The sequence below is a fragment of the Sediminitomix flava genome, assembly GCF_003149185.1.
Taxonomy (GTDB): domain Bacteria; phylum Bacteroidota; class Bacteroidia; order Cytophagales; family Flammeovirgaceae; genus Sediminitomix; species Sediminitomix flava.
Genome location: NZ_QGDO01000003.1, coordinates 693,905 through 711,610 on the forward strand (window position 1 = coordinate 693,905; position 17,706 = coordinate 711,610).

The 17,706-nt window shown below is 34.8% G+C and carries 9 protein-coding genes; all 9 read left to right on the forward strand.

What is annotated here, in order from left to right:
* Nucleotides 1-28 precede the first annotated feature (28 nt).
* The 9 genes from BC781_RS14500 to BC781_RS14540 all read left to right on the forward strand — a co-directional run bounded on the left by BC781_RS14500 (nt 29) and on the right by BC781_RS14540 (nt 17,704).
* Nucleotides 29-928 (forward strand): hypothetical protein, encoded by a 900-nt coding sequence (locus tag BC781_RS14500; protein ID WP_109618979.1) that lies wholly within the window; start codon nt 29-31, stop codon nt 926-928.
* A gap of 73 nt (nt 929-1,001) precedes the next feature.
* Entirely contained in the window at nt 1,002-2,939 is a 1,938-nt protein-coding gene (locus tag BC781_RS14505) for a TonB-dependent receptor (protein ID WP_158281487.1), read from the forward strand.
* A gap of 3 nt (nt 2,940-2,942) precedes the next feature.
* A complete protein-coding gene (locus tag BC781_RS14510; RefSeq protein WP_109618982.1) occupies nt 2,943-4,013 on the forward strand; it encodes a DUF5074 domain-containing protein in 1,071 nt (356 codons plus the stop codon).
* Between the two features lie 45 nt (nt 4,014-4,058).
* Nucleotides 4,059-5,090: an iron ABC transporter permease gene (locus tag BC781_RS14515; protein ID WP_109618984.1), complete on the forward strand. Its 1,032-nt coding sequence runs from the start codon at nt 4,059-4,061 to the stop codon at nt 5,088-5,090.
* Between the two features lie 20 nt (nt 5,091-5,110).
* The gene (locus BC781_RS14520) at nt 5,111-6,082 is read left to right on the forward strand and encodes an ABC transporter ATP-binding protein (protein ID WP_158281488.1); all 972 of its coding nucleotides are present in this window, start codon (nt 5,111-5,113) and stop codon (nt 6,080-6,082) included.
* 157 nt (nt 6,083-6,239) lie between these two features.
* A complete protein-coding gene (locus BC781_RS14525) occupies nt 6,240-8,894 on the forward strand; it encodes a SpoIIE family protein phosphatase (RefSeq protein ID WP_109618990.1) in 2,655 nt (884 codons plus the stop codon).
* Between the two features lie 178 nt (nt 8,895-9,072).
* The gene (locus BC781_RS14530; protein ID WP_109619408.1) at nt 9,073-10,428 is read left to right on the forward strand and encodes an MATE family efflux transporter; all 1,356 of its coding nucleotides are present in this window, start codon (nt 9,073-9,075) and stop codon (nt 10,426-10,428) included.
* Between the two features lie 554 nt (nt 10,429-10,982).
* On the forward strand, nt 10,983-12,146 hold the full coding sequence (locus tag BC781_RS14535; RefSeq protein WP_109618992.1) for a hypothetical protein: 1,164 nt from the start codon (nt 10,983-10,985) through the stop codon (nt 12,144-12,146).
* A 254-nt stretch (nt 12,147-12,400) separates the two neighbouring features.
* Complete coding sequence (locus BC781_RS14540) at nt 12,401-17,704, forward strand: DEAD/DEAH box helicase (RefSeq protein WP_109618994.1); 5,304 nt, start codon at nt 12,401-12,403, stop codon at nt 17,702-17,704.
* Nucleotides 17,705-17,706 lie beyond the last annotated feature (2 nt).

A 17,706-nucleotide genomic window follows, 5' to 3' on the forward strand; every position in this document is an offset into this window, starting at 1 on the left:
TATTTAGAATTCTAACAAAGGCTTCTTTATGACTAAGTTTTCAAAGTCAATCTATTTTTACATGCTACTACTCTTTGGGGTAGTAGCATGTGATTCATCTGCGGTAGTTGATGAAGATGAGGATGAAATTACTCCTGAACCTATTTATTCTACCTATATCACTGATGTTTTTGATTACCAATATGGCCCAGGTCAACATGCGCGAACAAGTGCATTGGGGGCTGATGGCTCAAATTTTATTGATAATTCAAACGAATATGTACTTCTTGGAGGTTGGGGCGGATATATTGTAGCTGGTTTTGATCATGAAATTGAAAATCAAGAAGGTTATGATTTTGGTGTATTTACTCAACCAGGCGTAGGCTCAGAGCCAGGAGTGGTTTATGTAATGAGTGATACAAATGAAGATGGTTTACCCAATGATGGTGAATGGATTCAATTGAAAGGCAGTGAGTATGAAAATGCTGAGACTGTCCAGAATTATGCAGTAACATATTATAAACCGAACGAAGGTAAAAACATCTCTTGGGAAGATAATCTAGGTAATCAAGGAGAGTTGGTTGCTGAGTTTGGTGATGGTACTCACGCTTGGTGGTGGGATGAAACTAAAGAAGAAGTTACTTTTGAAGGTGTTAAACTTCCAAATAGTCATTATCAAGTCGGGCAAAGTTGGAAAAATTATGAAGATAGATTTTTCTGGGGATATGCAGAGAATTACCAAGGAGAAGATCATGATGAATCCTTAAGAGCAAATCTGTTTGATATTTCAAATGCAGTAGATGCTAATGGTAATAAAGTAGAACTGTCAAGTATCAAATTTATAAAAGTACAAACTGGAGTGTTTCAAATTGCAGGACATTTCAATGAAATATCTACAGAGATTAGAGGTGCTTTTGATTACAGAATGCTGTTGGATACTGAAAACTAATTTTTTTAAGCGTTTATTTTCTAGTTAGCGGATGATTTTGAAGGGTATACGATATCGTTATTTACTTTTTTTTGTGTCAATTTTTACTTTAGGTTTCAATACAAATCTACTTTATGCACAAGTCTTAGATTCTGTATTGTACCTGGAAGAAGTGAATATCGTTGATGTATCAATCCCTGAACGAATTAGTTTTAAGACTACCTATATTGAGCCTGAAATTATTGAAAGTAATCTAACTGCTAGTTTAGGTGAAATGCTGAGTCTGAATACTCCAATATTCATTAAAAGTTATGGGGTTGGTGGAACACAAACACCTTCATTTAGAGGAACAGGAGCTAGTCATACACAAGTGTATTGGAATGGTGTGAGTTTAAATTCACCAATGCTAGGACAGGTAGATTTGTCACTTTTCCCTGTTGCATTTTCAGATGAAGTAGTCGTCAATTATGGTGCTTCTAGCTTGATGCATGGAACAGGTGGATTGGGAGGTGCTATACAAATGAACTCTAGAGTTGTCATGGATGGTGTTCCTCATGTTCTCGTTTCGCATACAGCTAATACATTACAGAATCATATTTCAAATGCAAGTGTAACTCTTGGCTCTGAGAAACTTCAGAGTACAACTAAAGTGTATTATAAGGATGCTAAAAACTTATTTGATTTCGTAAATCCTTTAGAGCCAGGTTCTCCAACATGGACAAATGAAAACTCTGCACATCTTCAGTATGGTATTCTTCAGGAGTTTTCGTTTAGGCTTAGAGAAAATGAAACATTCAGTTTTTATACATGGTATCAGACGAGTGAAAGGGAGTTACCTCCGAGTATGCATACCGAACAAAGTTTTGCATGGCAAAGTGATGAATCTTTAAGGTTTTTAGGTTCGTGGGATAGAGTGGATGAAAAAAAGTCTTTGAGTTTGTCAACTTACTATGGTAAAGAAAATTTTTATTATCAGAAAGATATAAGTAACGATAACTTTCCTAAAATTTCTGCTTCAGATACAGACAGCTATTCATTCCAATTACATGGAAAAAGTAGTTTTCATTTGAGCGATAAACTTGATTTAAGGTTTGGTTTTGACTATCAATACGATAATCTGAATAGTACAGTCAGAGAAGGAGGCTCCCAAACCAAAAGTAATCAATCAGATCAAAACATATTCGATCTATATTCGGGAGTAGAATGGCTCCCAAGTTCCAACCTGAGTATGAGTTTCCTAGTTCGTCAAGAGTTGATTGATGACCAAATACAACCTTTTTTACCATCCTTAGGAATTGATTGGAAAGCGTATTCAAATTATACTCAAGATTTAAATTTGAGAGTAAACCTTTCACGAAACTTCCATGCCCCAACACTAAATGACAAATATCTTTACCCTGTTGGAAATGAAGATATGAAGCCAGAAGAAGGTTGGATTGGAGAAATTGGAGGTACATATCACATCCAAAAATCAAATGCACTTTCTTTTAAAATTGAGACCACTGCATTTGCATCACTTATTAATAATTGGATTGTTTGGACTCCTTCTGTCAGTAATCTTTGGGCTCCTAAAAATCTAAAAGAAGTATTTTCTCGAGGGATCGAGCAAATAGTCTCTGCAAGCTATGATAATGGGAGAGACTTCTCCGTAGATTTATATACTTCATTTTCGTATGTGAGGTCAGAAAATCAAGAGGCAGAAGATGAACTCGATAAGTCAGTAGGAAATCAACTTACATATACTCCAATTACAAGTTTTCAAGGATATGCCCGTATGAAGTACAAGGATTATTACTTGACCATTGAAGAACAAGCATACGGAAAACGATTCACTCAAACCGATGCGAGTGAATGGTTACCTGCGTATTATCTCACTAATGTTGCTGTCGGTAAAAAAATATATCTCAATTCGCATAGAATTGATGTACAAGCACGGATTGAAAATATTTTTAATTACCACTATCAATCAATCGCACGAAAGCCAATGCCTGGCAGAGTTTATCAGTTATCATTAACCTACCGTTTAAATTAACCTATGAGATTATTAATCGTTTTCATTTTTGCTCTAATCCTAACAGGGTGTAACAATCCTGAAGATGCTTTACCTCAAGGTGATTTAGGAGATGGAAGAGACCTCTACAATGAAGGTGTATTTATCGTGAATGAAGGCAACTTTGATTGGGGATTTGGTACGCTTTCTCATTATGATAGAGAAGGTGAAGAAGTAACGAATGCTATTTTCAAGAAAAAGAATGGGCATGAATTGGGTAATGTAGTGCAGTCGTTATACATCCTTGATAGTGTTGGCTATTTACCCATAAATAATTCATCAAGAGTTGAAATAGTAGATGTTAAAACGATGGAATGGCTTGGGAGAATTGAGATACCCAAAAGTAGCCCAAGATACTTCTATCCAGTAACTCAATCGAAAGCCTATGTTACTGATATTTATGCGGATCGTTTCTATGTAGTAAATACAGAAACGAATGCTTTGGAAAAAGATGTACAAGTTGGCGGTTGGACTGAGAAAATGATTTCACATGATGATTTCATTTATATGACTCAAACTCGTACCGCTTATGATACACGGGAAGGTGGGCAACTTCTTTTAAAAATAGATAAGATTTCTGATGTTGTTATTGATAGCCTTAAAATGCCTGTAGGACCTATAGATATTCAAAAGGATAAGAATAATAATCTTTGGGTTTTGTGCAACGGAGGTTTAGGGAAAGCTAAGCCTTCTTTGGTAAAGGTTGATGTCGGTAGTTTTAAGATCAAAGACATATTCGAGTTTGAATCAAAAGGTTTAGAACAGCCTTCTAGGTTGAGGATTAATGCTGCAAAAGATGAACTTTATTATATCTACAACGATGTGTTTAAGTTTAATATTACAGATTCTAATCTTCCTCAAACGCCCATAATTCCAGCAAATGGGAGACTATTTTATGCATTAGGTATTGACCCGATATCTAATGAAATTTATACCTCAGATGCTTTTGATTATGTACAACAAGGAATGGTTTTTAAGTACGATTATAATGGGAAGGAGCTTCATTCGTTTACAGTAGGGGTGATTCCAAATGAATTTGTTTTTAACTACAACTAAAGACAAATCATAGAAAAATTTATTTAGTTGATTACGTAGGAGTAGATGAAAAGCGGTACAAAGTCAGTCATAATTTCTTTTTTAATCTTAATCTTTTTTTGGTTTGAAATATCTACTGGTTCTGTAAAAATCGGTATTTCAGAGTTATTGCAAATACTTTCATTCCAAGACACAGATAGTATTGCATCAAAGATTATTCTACATATTCGTTTGCCAAGAACGCTGACTGCAATTTTGGGCGGCGGCGCACTTGCTATCGCTGGTTTACTGATGCAAACACTTTTCAAGAATCCGTTAGCAGGACCTTCTGTACTTGGAGGTTCGGCAGGGGCGTCTTTAGGCGTTGGAATTATGATGCTTGCAGGAGGAAGTGTCGCATCATCTTTACATATTAAGCAATTAGATACTTTAGGAAACTGGAGTATTGCGATTGCTGCTATTATGGGAAGTACGCTAGTCCTTTCTGTTGTTTTGGCTTTCGCTCGTAAAGTAAAAGACAATGTAATTCTATTGATCATTGGTATCATGATCGGGTACTTAGCCAACGGGATTCTGAGTTTATGGCAGTTTTTTGCTTCACCAGAAGAGCTCCAAGATTTCTTGCTATGGACTTTCGGAAACTTAAGTGCTGTAACTTATTCTCAGTTGATAGTACTTTCTATCCTAATAATTTCGGGGGTATTTATTTCCTTGCTTGTCGCAAAACCTCTGAATGCATTACTTCTTGGTGAAAACTATGCTCAGAGTATGGGGGTCGATATTAAAAATATCCGAATATTACTGATCGTAGTGAGTAGTGTTTTGGCAGGAGCGATTACAGCTTTTTGTGGGCCAATAGGATTTGTAGGAATTACAGTTCCTCATTTAACTCGTATGGTTTTCAGAACCTCCAATCATAAAGTTTTAATTCCAAATACTTTTTTGTTGGGAAGTTTAGTCTTGGTTATCTGTGATTTGCTTGCTCAAATTCCAGGAAGTGCTTTGGTTTTACCAATCAATGTGATAACCTCTTTTTTGGGTGCACCTGTAATCATGTGGTTTTTGTTGAGACGTAGAAAATTCAAAAGAGCGATTTAATTATGCTTACACTTCAGAACTTGGAAATAGGCTATCTTGAGGGGAATGAAAAAAGGAAGCTATCGAAACCTTTGAATCTTTCTTTGGAAAAAGGAAAAGTGACTTGCTTAGTAGGCCCAAATGGAGCTGGTAAATCAACTTTACTAAGAACTATTTCCAAAATGCAGCATGCTTTGAATGGAAAAGTATTTATTCATGATAAAGTTTTAAGTTCGTATTCAAATAAAGAATTGTCCAAGATTTTAGGAACTGTTCTGACGGAACATTTTGATGGTGGGTTTCTAACTGTAAGAGAATTACTTGAAATGGGGCGTATACCTCATACTGCTTGGTGGGGAACTTTAACAGATAAGGATAAAACTAAGGTTGAAGAAGTCGCAGATTTAGTCGGTGTATCTAATTTACTTGATCGATACCTTCATGAACTCAGTGATGGGCAAATGCAAAAAGCGTTGATCGGTCGAGTTCTTTCACAAGATTCTGAGTTAATCCTACTTGATGAACCAACATCTCACTTAGATATTCCAAATAAAATTGAGCTTTATAAACTTTTAAATAAAATAGCCAGAACTAAGAATAAGTGTATTCTTCTTACTACTCATGATTTAGAATTGGCTCTTCAGACTGCAGATCAAATATGGTTGTTCGATAAAGATCAAATTATTTCTGGAACCCCTGAAGAACTTGTACTTGGAGGAGATTTTTCAAGAGCGTTTTCTAGTGAAGATTTATTTGATATTGAAACAGGTAAATTTCTAGTAAATCAGAAAAAAAAGATCCCTATTAAAGTCCAAGGTGATGCTGTTGCCCGTTTTTGGTTACTGAATGCTTTACATCGATTAGAGATAAACCTACCTAAAGAGGTTAACTTTGAAATTTTTATTGAGAGAAGTAATCATAAAACAAAATTTGAGCTTTTTATTGATAATCAGTTGGTTTTACGTGATTCATTAAATGTCTTATTGCATTATTTAATGAAATATTCATCTTAGAAGAGAAATTTTTTATACGATTTATATGCAAAATTCCGTTAGCATATTAAAAAAATGTATTTTTACGTTATCAAATTTTGATTTATTAAAGATTTGAATCGAAATTAGAAAGTATTTTTTCTTGTAAAGGAACTGGATAAACCAATTAATTGAGATAATGAACAGACTTGTATTTCTTTTTTTGTGCATGTTTTTTTCACAAGCCTTATTCGCTCAATCAACGATTGTGAAGGGGCGTGTGGTAGATGAGGAAGGGAGACCCATGGAAGGGGTTAAGATTGAAGTGTTTGGTAGCCAGTCTGTTGTCTCAAATAGTAAAGGTGTTTTTAGCATTTCAACAGTCCATGAAATTCAGGATATCACTCTTAATGCATATAAACTTGATTTTAAACTTTTAGATTGGGGTTACGATAAAAGCGTAAACCGTCTTAAAGTTATGATGATACCTACACCTGTAGAGGTTAATGGTAAACTTGTAGATGCAAAGGGGATTCCAGTAAGTAATGCAAAGGTTAAAGTTAAAGGACTAAAGTTTGATAAATGGGTAACCACTTCCAATAATGGTTATTTCAAGATAAAACTTCCACATGGTTCAGATGTAAATAAAATTACAGGCTTTTTTGTAGATGATGAGATCATTGAGAAAACAGCTTTCAAATTAGATTCTGATAAAAGAGAAGTAATCATCAGATCTTCAAGAGTCGTTCAACAAGTTGCTAAGGTTGTTCCTAAGAAAAAGCCAGAGCCAGTTGTTGAAGAACCTACAGTAGATGAAGATGGTTTTGATATCGAATCGAAATCAACCTTGATTGTAGTTGTTTATGATGATGATGTTTCTCCAGCTGATTCTATCCAAGTTAAAGTTGATGAGAAAATGTACTTTACTGATGAGAACGGTGAGTTTATCGTTAAAGCTGATTCAGTAACAAATAGTGCTTTTGAAATCAATGAGCATGATATTATCAAAAAGGTGTATGACTTTGAGGATAATTATATGTTCATTCATATCAAAGATTCTAATCAGGCTGCTCAAGACGAACTAGAATTAGAGTATGAAGAAAACTTCTACGTGGTCTTCAATACACTAGAGGCTGAAAAGCAAATCTTGGAGCAAAAAGGACGTGATCTTAGAAAAGAAATTAATAAGATTGTTGAGAAGTTAGACCGTGAATCTACTAATGTAGACAAAGTTTCCAAATTGGAGAGTTACCTTCACCGATTGGAGGAATCATTGGTAGAAAATGAAGTAGCTTATCAAGATGCGCAATATAAAACTCATCAGATGCTTGAGAAGATGAAAACTCAAATCAATGTAGCTGAGGGTGAAATTGAAGAAATTACGCAAGAAAAAGAGATGCTAGATAAGCAGCTTGTTTTCATGGTGATTATCTCAATCTTCTCTATTGTTCTTTTTGTGATCTTCTACAGGATTTCTGCTAAGGTCAGAAGACAAAAAGAAGAATTAGAAGTCGTAAATGAAAGCTTGAAAGAGACTCGTAACGAGCTGATGAAAGCTCAAGATGATATGCTTGCCGTTAGAGATATTGGTCAAAAATTTACTTCAACACTGAATTTTGAAGATCACATGATCACTCTTCAAGAAAGTGTTGCGATATTACTTGACGCAAGTATCTTCGGTATTGGAGTTTACAACGATAATGAGTCTAGAATTGAATTTAGAGGTTTTGTAGATGATGAAGGAGAACGTCCTTACTTCTTCGAAAATCTTGATGATGCGTCAAGTTTAGCTGCATGGTCATTCAATAACGAAACAGAATTGATTATCAATGATCTTCCTAACGAATACTTCTTATATGTCCCTGAAGGAAGCATTGATTTCTCTAAAAATAATTTACCAACATCGGTAATTTTCATTCCTCTTACTATTAACCGTGAGCCATTAGGTGTATTAACGGTACAAAGTCACAAGAAGAATGCTTACATGGATATCAACGTAACAAACTTGAAATCTTTAGCATCTTATGCTGCTATTGCCCTTTCAAATTATAACTCTTACGTTGAATTGAAATCTAAGAACCAAAGTATTACTGATAGTATGAGGTATGCTAAGACTATTCAAGAGTCATTGCTACCAGCTCAATCAGAATTGAAATCTCAATTCAAAGATATCTTTACCTTATTCAGCTCTAAAGAAATTGTTTCTGGAGACTTCTATTGGTCAACAGTTCACAAAGATGAAAATGGTAAAGAGCGTAAGTTCCTAGCAGCAGTTGATTGTACTGGACATGGTGTTCCTGGTGCGTTTATGTCAATGATTGGAAATACTTTATTGAATGAGATCATCAATGTAAAAGGTATTACAAATACGGTTGAGATTCTGAATAACTTGAACGAAGGAGTTAAACGTATCTTGAAGCAAGAGCAGATGATCAATGACGATGGTATGGATATCTGTTTGTGTGTGATTGATGAAGAAGAGTCAAATACAAAAGTAACATTCACAGGAGCGAAGAGACCTTTATTCTATTATTCGAGTAGAAAAGGAAAGATTGATTTGATTCAAGGAGATGTGAAGTCAATTGGAAGTATGCACCGTTCAAATAAGGAATTTACGATGCATGAATTATTGCTTCACCCTGGTGATATGATTTACTTAACTTCAGATGGATTTACTGATCAGCATAATATCAATAAAGAAAAGATTGGTAGAAATCGTTTGGTAAGTCTTCTTGAAGAATATGCAGAATTATCAGCTGATGATCAATTGAAAAATCTTCAGAAATTCTTAGACACTCATATGAAAGGAGTTGAACAAAGAGATGATATTACAATCCTAGGTGTGAGAGTATAATCTCACTCTAAGTTTATATGAAATAAATGACCCCATTTCCTTATTAGGAAATGGGGTTTTTGTTTTTACAGCAAAAATTCAAAAGTAAACATTCATAAAAGTATATGTGAATATTCTGTTTAAATACCATTGTGATTGATGTATTCTTTTATCTTTGCGCAAATTTGGTAGTGAAGAAATGAAGAAAGAGAGTGTAAATCAGCAGGCTGGATTATGGAAAATCTCTTGGCCATTATTTTTAGAGATATTGTTATTCATCATGATGGGAAATGCAGATACCCTCATGTTGAGTCAATATGCAGATGATGCAGTGGCAGCAGTAGGGGTTTCCAATCAAGTTTTGAATTTATTAGTAATTATGTTTGGCTTTGTAACTACAGGTACAGCCATTCTAGTAGCTAATGCTTTAGGTGCAAATAAAGAAGAAAAAGCAAGAGATATAATTACGGTTTCATTTTGGGCGAATGGATTTTTTGGACTAATCATCAGTTTACTGATGGGCTTATTTGGAGTGCAGATCATGCAAATGATGAACCTCGAAGATAGCTTATTAGCACAAGCAGCACAGTATACAGAATGGGTAGGTGGTTTTCTAGTCGCTCAAGCAATGGTGATGACAGTTAGTGCTTCGTTACGCTCATATGGTTATACGAAAGATTCAATGCTAATTACCTTAGGAATGAATATCATAAATGTGATAGGTAATTATATTTTGGTTTTTGGACCATGGGGTTTACCTTCTTATGGAGTAATGGGAGTAGCCTTTTCTACGACATTTAGTAGAATACTGGGTATGATAGTAGGTGTGGCTTATCTACAGTATAAGTTAAAAAAGCCTATCAAATCTCTGAAAAAAATAGACCAACCTAAAAGTTATTTAAGAGACTTATTAAGAATTGGATTACCCTCAGCGGGAGAACATTTAACATATAATGCGACTCAGATGGTAATTACCTATATCATCACTTTTATGGGAACAGCAGCGTTGACAACAAAGGTGTATGCAACAAATATTGTGATGTTTATTTTTGTTGCTGCAATAGCAATCGGACAAGGTACCCAAATCTTGGTTAGTTATAAAATGGGTAGTAAAAATTACAGAGATGCTTATACACAAGGGATTTCTAGTCTAAAAATAGCTATTGGAATTTCTTTAGTTGTCGCTCTTATAGTTTATTCATTTGCAGATCCGATACTAGCCATTTTTACACAAGATACCCAAATCATAACTATAGCTAAACAGATCTTACTCTTATCTATCTTGATGGAACCTGGAAGGGCTTTTAACCTGGTTATGGGAAATGCCTTACGTGCTAAAGGAGATGTTAAATATCCGATGTATTTAGCCATAGGGTCAATGTGGGGAGTAGCAGTTGTATTTTCGTATGTTTTTGGAATACTATTCCATTGGGGGCTTATCGGGTGTTGGTTAGCTTTTACCATAGATGAGTGGCTTAGAGGAGTCTTGATGCTAATTAGATGGAATAAAAGCTTTAGAAGTTTAAAAGGAATGCGCCCTCTTTCATTAACGTAAAATGAAATACTCTAGTCTTATGAGAATACAACTCTTGGACTAGAGTATTTCAATTGTATTTTATATTTATTTACCGATACAGTAAATGGATTGTTTATGACTATCAGTGAGTTACGGTTTTTGTGTATCGACATTGTCGCAATTCACTGGAAATCAAAAGCTAAACAAAGGCAAAATAATCTTTGGAATGCTAAAAAATGGTAAATGTTTGAGTGAATTTACCAAGTAGAGTGGTGAATTCACTTTTGGGTAAAAAAAAGTCCTTGTGGGCAAGGCTCACAAGGACTAAGTATCGTTAGCTGTCACTCATTTTGAATGACAAACTAAAATTCATTGGACATGAAAATAGTGCTTTGCAGACAGCTAATCAAGTTAGGAAAGGTAATGGGATTGGTTATGAAATCCGTTTTGGAGAGGTTTTGCAACAACCACATAACGCAAATTGATAATGATCGACAACGAGCAACGCTTTTGGGTGAGATGAAAATTTTTCTAAATATTTTTCAATCACCTACGCAATCAATCAAAACCTTTCACTAACAGACCTAACTTCCATGAATACACAAGCCAATCATTATACGGTACTACCTGCCATTATCCGATATTCTAGTATTTCCGACTTTTCAAAGATCCTCTATACTGAAATCTTGGGTCGTTCAAAGCAGAAAGGTTATTGCTTTACTTCCAATTCTAGATTTACAGAACTCTTTGGATTGAAGGATAAACAGAACAGTAAGGTCAAGAGAGCTATTTCAACTTTGCTGAAATCAAAATTTATCAAGATTGAGGGTAATGGAAGACAACGAGTGATTTATCCTTTATATGATGAGCAATCCAACGGAATTGAGCGATCAGGAGCAACGGTTAAGCGAAAGACTGAAACTATTGAGCAACAGGTAAAAACAAGAACAGCAACTCTAAGCAACTTTGAACAACAGAAAACAAACAAGTCCACTATTGCACCACTAAAACAAACTGCAACAGGTGCAAAAATGCACCATTTTGAAGTCAACTGGAGCAGATCTGAACCTATTGTTTTTACTTTGGACAAGAAACAGGTGCAACATAGCACTAGCAACAGGTGCAAAATTGCACCACATAATAACAAAGGGAATAGTATAGAAAAGAAAGTAAATACTTTTTCTTTTCTTTCTAGTTATTCTCAGGTGCAAAATCACACTGAAAATTCAGAACGTGTTCGAAAAGAGGAGAGGAGCAACAAACAGCAACAGAACCAAACCTTCAAGTCTTGGCAGAAAGTGACTGATTGTTTTTCTTATCAAAGTGAAGCTTTTAAACGAGTAGCAATAGCCTATGTCAAAAAGTTGGTGGAAGACCGTCCGATCACTCCGAACTATCTCCAAAAAGCTAATAGTTATCTTGAGTCCTATGCCAAAAACGAGAACCAAGCTATTCAAATCTTAGAACAAGCCATTCGTAATTTCGAGAAACAGAAAGGTTGTATTCGTCCGTTGGGATGGAGCAACAAGAAATCAACAACTCCAAAGCAAGAATTGGAAGATCCTGAAAGTCTTATCCATACAATCAACAGCTTTAATGACTTTTGGCAACTAGAAAAGTGGTTGAAACAACAAGCTTGCAACAATGGAAAACAGATGAAAAATCTGTACAAACAGTTAACTGTTAGTCAGAAGAAGGCAATTAAGAATTCTTGGTTTTATGATTTGCAGAGAGCTGTGAATGGGGTTAGAGGATGATATGTATGTTTTTTTGAGTGTGTATGTTGAAAACATACAAGGCTTTGCATTGTATAGAAAAAGGTGGATGGTTAGAATTGTCGATTTCTTTCTCATTTCCAAGTGGAATTTAGAGAATGCCCATCTTATACTTTGTTAGTGATTTTTTAGTTTAATTAGAGACTTAATAATTCTTATTTTGATATTTTGTTAATGAAAAAATATCAATATTGCTAAATCAATTATTTTTTAAAATCTACTAAAATTGATTAGGCATGAACGTATTTAACATTCATCAGAATATAACTGAAAACTACCTTTCCTATTTGGAGAGTTTTATACATATAGAGGATAAGAAAATCAAAGGTGCGATAGAGGAACACTTTAGTAAAAAAGATTTTTTACCAGAGCCTTTAATACAATTTAATCCATCATTTGAAGTAGGGAAGTCACTTTCAGAAATTGAAGGAATACATCCAGATCTACAATCCATATTTGGTCAATATAAGTTATACAAACATCAAGTAGAAGCCTTAGAGAAGGGGCTTAATGGAGATAGTTTCGTTGTAACTTCTGGAACTGGTTCAGGTAAGTCGTTAACTTTTTTGGGAACTATATTTAATGATATTCTCCAGCAAGAGGTTAAGAAGAAAGGGGTAAAAGCTATTCTAGTATACCCGATGAATGCTCTTATTAATTCACAAGAAGAGGAAATTGTTAAGTATGAAATTAATTATCTTAAAAATCATACTTCTGAAGAAAATATTGATGAGAGTGAAGAATTCGTTAAAAAGCCACTTAATGAACAATTAAAGCATTATAAAAAGCATTCAGAGGTAGCTTTTCCAATTACTTATAAGCGATATACAGGTCAAGAAAGTGGTGAAAAGAAGGCGAGTATATTAAATGATCAGCCTGATATTCTCTTGACAAACTATATGATGCTAGAGCTGATTATGTCAAGAGCTAAGGAAAAGGGATTACGTAAAGCTATTCAGTCTAACCTTAAATACTTGGTTTATGATGAAATGCATACGTACAGAGGTCGTCAAGGGGCTGATGTAGCATTATTGAATAGACGTATCAAGAGCTTTAGAAATGATGAATTGATTTGTATTGGTACTTCTGCAACGATGGCTTCAGGTTCGACTATTCAAGAGTCGAAGGAGAAAGTTGCAGAAGTTGCAGAGCTGTTATTTGCACAAAAATATACAACTGATAAGATTATTGGTGAGTATTTAGAAAAGTGTACAGAAGGTGTTGAAGTAGATAGCGGTATGCTTAAAGAAGAGCTTACTTCCTCAACATTAACCACACTCTTTGACAGCTTCGAATCTATTGAGGTCTTAGAAAAAGAAGCTGTAAAGTTTATTCATCACCCTTTAGCTAGGTGGATAGAGCATAATATGGCTCTTGATAATACTGATATTATTTTAAAACGGGGTAAGCCAGAAAGGTTAAGCGATATTGTAAATAAGTTGAGCGAAGAAGTAGATCATAGTATTGATAAAACCAATATATATGAATCTGTGATGTCACTTCTTAGATGGGCTGAAGCCTTGAATATGGCTTATGTTAATTTGGGACAAAGAAAGTCTCTATTGCCATTCAGGCTTCATCAATTTGTTTCTCAAACAGGTAATATGTATTTGACTCTTGAAAAACGAGATAAAAGAGCTATCGTTTTTGAAGAAGGTCTGACCTATAAAAATAAGCCAATATATCAGACCGTTTTCAGTCGTTATTCGGGGCATGAGTTTATCTGTGTGAGAAAAGACTATGGCTCTTCAAAGTTATGTCAAAGAGATGTAAATGACCTTCCTGAAAAAATCAGAAAAGAAGACTTAAAAGGAAATAAAAGTTTAGATACTAAAAGAAAAAGTCTCACAGCAGAAGATTTTTGTAGTGGGTATATTCTTTTAGAGAAGGATGGTGAGGAAGATGCTATTTGGAATGAGGATAAACTCCAATCATTACCTTCAAATTGGTTTAAGAAAAAAGGATTGGATCAATATTATGAGTACCTGCTTCCTAAGCTTATATACTTTAATGAAGAGGGAGAATTCTCAGATGATAATGCAGGACTCCCTATGAAAGGTTGGTTTATCCCAACATATTTCCTTTTTGACCCTACTTGTGATATCATTTATGATGGGAAAACAACTGAAAGAACAAAATTATCGGGCATAGGTAATGAAGGTCGTTCTACGGCAACAACTGTTATTTCTTATAGTATACTTGATGCTCTGGATAATCAGGGAGTAAGTACCGAAAATCAGAAAGTGTTAAGCTTTACAGATAATCGACAGGATGCTTCATTACAAGCAGGGCACTATAATGATTTTTATACTTTAGGTTGTTTGCGTTCATCAATTTATCATGCGATGAAAGAGACTTCAGAACCTCTTGACTCTGATTCAATTGCACCTGCTGTAATGAAACAGTTGAATCTTAAAGAAACAGAGTATGCATACAAGCCTTCAGAAAGTGAGTTTTTTCCTGATCCTGCAAATCAAAATGCATTGAGGGATTTCCTATTTTTAAAAATAGCTTATGATCTTAAACTAGGGTGGCGATATACTGCTCCAAATTTAGAAGGAGCAGGACTTCTTAAGATTCAGTATAAACGACTTTCTGAATTTTGTAAAGTAGAAGAGTTCTGGAAAGGAATACATCTATTTGATCAACTTTCTAGTACTCAGAGAGAAACTATTGTCTACGAGATACTTGAGTTTTTTAGGACATCGTTTGCTTTGGATCATTCTATATTTGCCAATACAGGAGATCTTGTCTTTCGATTAAGAGATAGATTAAATCCTGAAAAATCATGGTCACTGGATCAGAACGAAAAAGCAATTGAAGAACCTGTTTATTTACTTCCTAAAACATTAGAAAAACGCCCTAGAGGTATCTTTACATCAAGTATCGGATATTCATCTTATTTGGGTAAATATTTGAAAAAGCTCTTTACTCAGTACGAAGTAGATTATGAGTTTAATAGAGCGAGCTACGAGGTATTCATTGCAAAACTTCTTAGTACACTTAAAAAAGGGCATTTCATAACAGATAAAGCTCTAGGAGCTAAGGATAAGAAAGATATTCTAGGATATAGACTTAGAATGGATTCTATGCTATGGACTATCAATGAAGAGGGAAAACCTACTATTGATAAAATTAGAATGAATCTTGGCGTAGATTCTCCTGTCAATTATCTAAATGCTAACAAGTTTTTTAAATCATTCTATCAACAGAATTTCAATAAATACCCTAAAAGATATAAAGCTTCTGAGCATACAGGACAATTAAATAATGAGGATAGAATTACCCGTGAAGATGAGTTCAGAAGAGGTGATATATCAGCTCTTTACTGTTCTCCAACAATGGAGTTGGGTATCGATATAAAAGACTTGAATATTGTTCACATGAGGAATGTGCCTCCAAGTCCTGCTAACTATGCTCAGCGTAGTGGTCGTGCAGGACGTGGTGGACAAACTGCATTGGTATTTACTTATGCAACCTCACGGTCTCCGCATGATAGACATTATTTCAAAAATCAAATTGATATGGTCGCAGGAGTAGTAGCTCCTCCTAAAATTGACCTGTCAAATGAAGAACTTTTATTGAATCATTTCCATGCCATGATGCTAATGGATTGTTCTTTTGCAGGAGATGAGGGTGATTACAATAGTATCAGTTATCTAGTAGATATAGACAAGACTCCTGAATTACCTTTAAAAGACAGTGTATTCAGAAAGATCGATGATTTTTCTTCTTTCAATGAAGGCTTGATTTCTAGTTTTCAGAACCTATTGGATGATTTAGGTATCAACTCGACTGAACACAAATGGTATTATGACAATTGGGTTAATGATAAGGCGAACCAGTTTAAGAACAGCTTTAATCAATCGTTTGATCGTTGGAGAAAACTATTCATTTCGTCAGAAAATTTATTAACAAAGGCTCGAAACACCTTAGATAATCACCATATAAAAGATAGTTCAGAAGACAAGAAGACGGCAAAAAGGGAGCATGCAATTGCACTAAGGCAACGTTCGTTACTATTGGGAAATGCGACTACTAACGGGCAGTCAGAATTTAACTTATTCCGCTATTTAGCTTCAGAAAACTTTTTACCAGGATATAACTTTACACGCCTACCTATCAGAGCTTATGTAGGAGGAGATCGACATACTGATAGTGGTGAGTATATCTCTCGTCCTCGTTTTGTAGCTCTCAATGAATTTGGACCTCAAAACACGATATATCATAAAGGGACAAAGTATAAAATTCAGAAAGTAGATTTAACTGATGCTGAGATTCAATTAGAGAAAATTAAGGTAAGTGATGATACGGGCTATGCATTCTTAAATGAGGAAGCGAAAGGACAGAATAATGATCCTATAACGAGTAAAGAGTTAAGCGGTTTTCGTTCTACAAGATTGTTGCAACTAGATACAGTTAATACGACAAGTTTTGAACGAATTTCTTCACAGGAGGAAGAACGACAAAGAGCAGGTTATGATATACAAAACTTCTTCTCGTGGAACAATGAAGCTAGTAATAAAACGCTCACTCTGGAAAGAGGTGGAGAGCCGTTGTTACAACTGACTTTTTCTTCAGCAGCAAATCTTATCCAAGTAAATCAGAAATGGAGAAAGACTAGAGATGAAGAAGGTTTCCCGATTGGTGTTAAGGATGGAATTTGGAAGTCTAAAAAGCAAGTAGGCGAAGCAGAAGAAGGTAGTATAGTACCTGTAATGCCTTATACAAGAGATACGGCAGATATACTTTATATACAGCCTATGGAACAGCTCATTGAAGAAAATGATAAGCAACAATCTGCTATTCTTTCTTTAATGTATGCTTTGAAAAGAGGTATTGAAGAAACCTTCTCTATTGAAGAGAATGAGCTTGGTGTATGGGCAATGGGCGATCAGACAAGACCAAATATTCTTTTCTTTGAATCATCCGAAGGAAGCTTAGGAGTACTCACTCAATTAGTGCAGAAGCCTGAGTTTTTGACCAAAGTATTTGAAAATGCTTATGTCAAATGTTTCTACGATCTAAAAACAAAAGAGGAAATTGATGGACCAAGAGAGGATGTTTCTTACGATGATCTATTGTCATATTATAACCAAAGATATCACCAGCTTTTAAGTAGAAGTATTGTCAAAAATCCATTAGAGAGATTAATGGAATTGAAGGCTGTTACTCAGGAGGGAGGTCTTCAAAGGGATATTTATGATGAGCTTATAAACTCTTATGATAAGAATTCTCAAATGGAAGAACAGCTCATCAAATATCTATATACGAATGATTATAGATTGCCAGATAAAGCACAATTCAATATGGAGGAGTTCTTGGTAAGTATTGATTTTGTAGCGAAGGTTAATAATACGCCTTACCTCATTTTTGTAGATGGAAGTGTACATGATAATGAAAGAGTACAGCAGGAGGATAAGGAAAAAAGAACACTACTGATGAATAGTGGATATAATGTAGTTGCATGGCATTATTCGCAACCTATTGAGGAATTTGTCCAAAATCACTTACATGTATTCCCTAAAATAAAAAACTAACA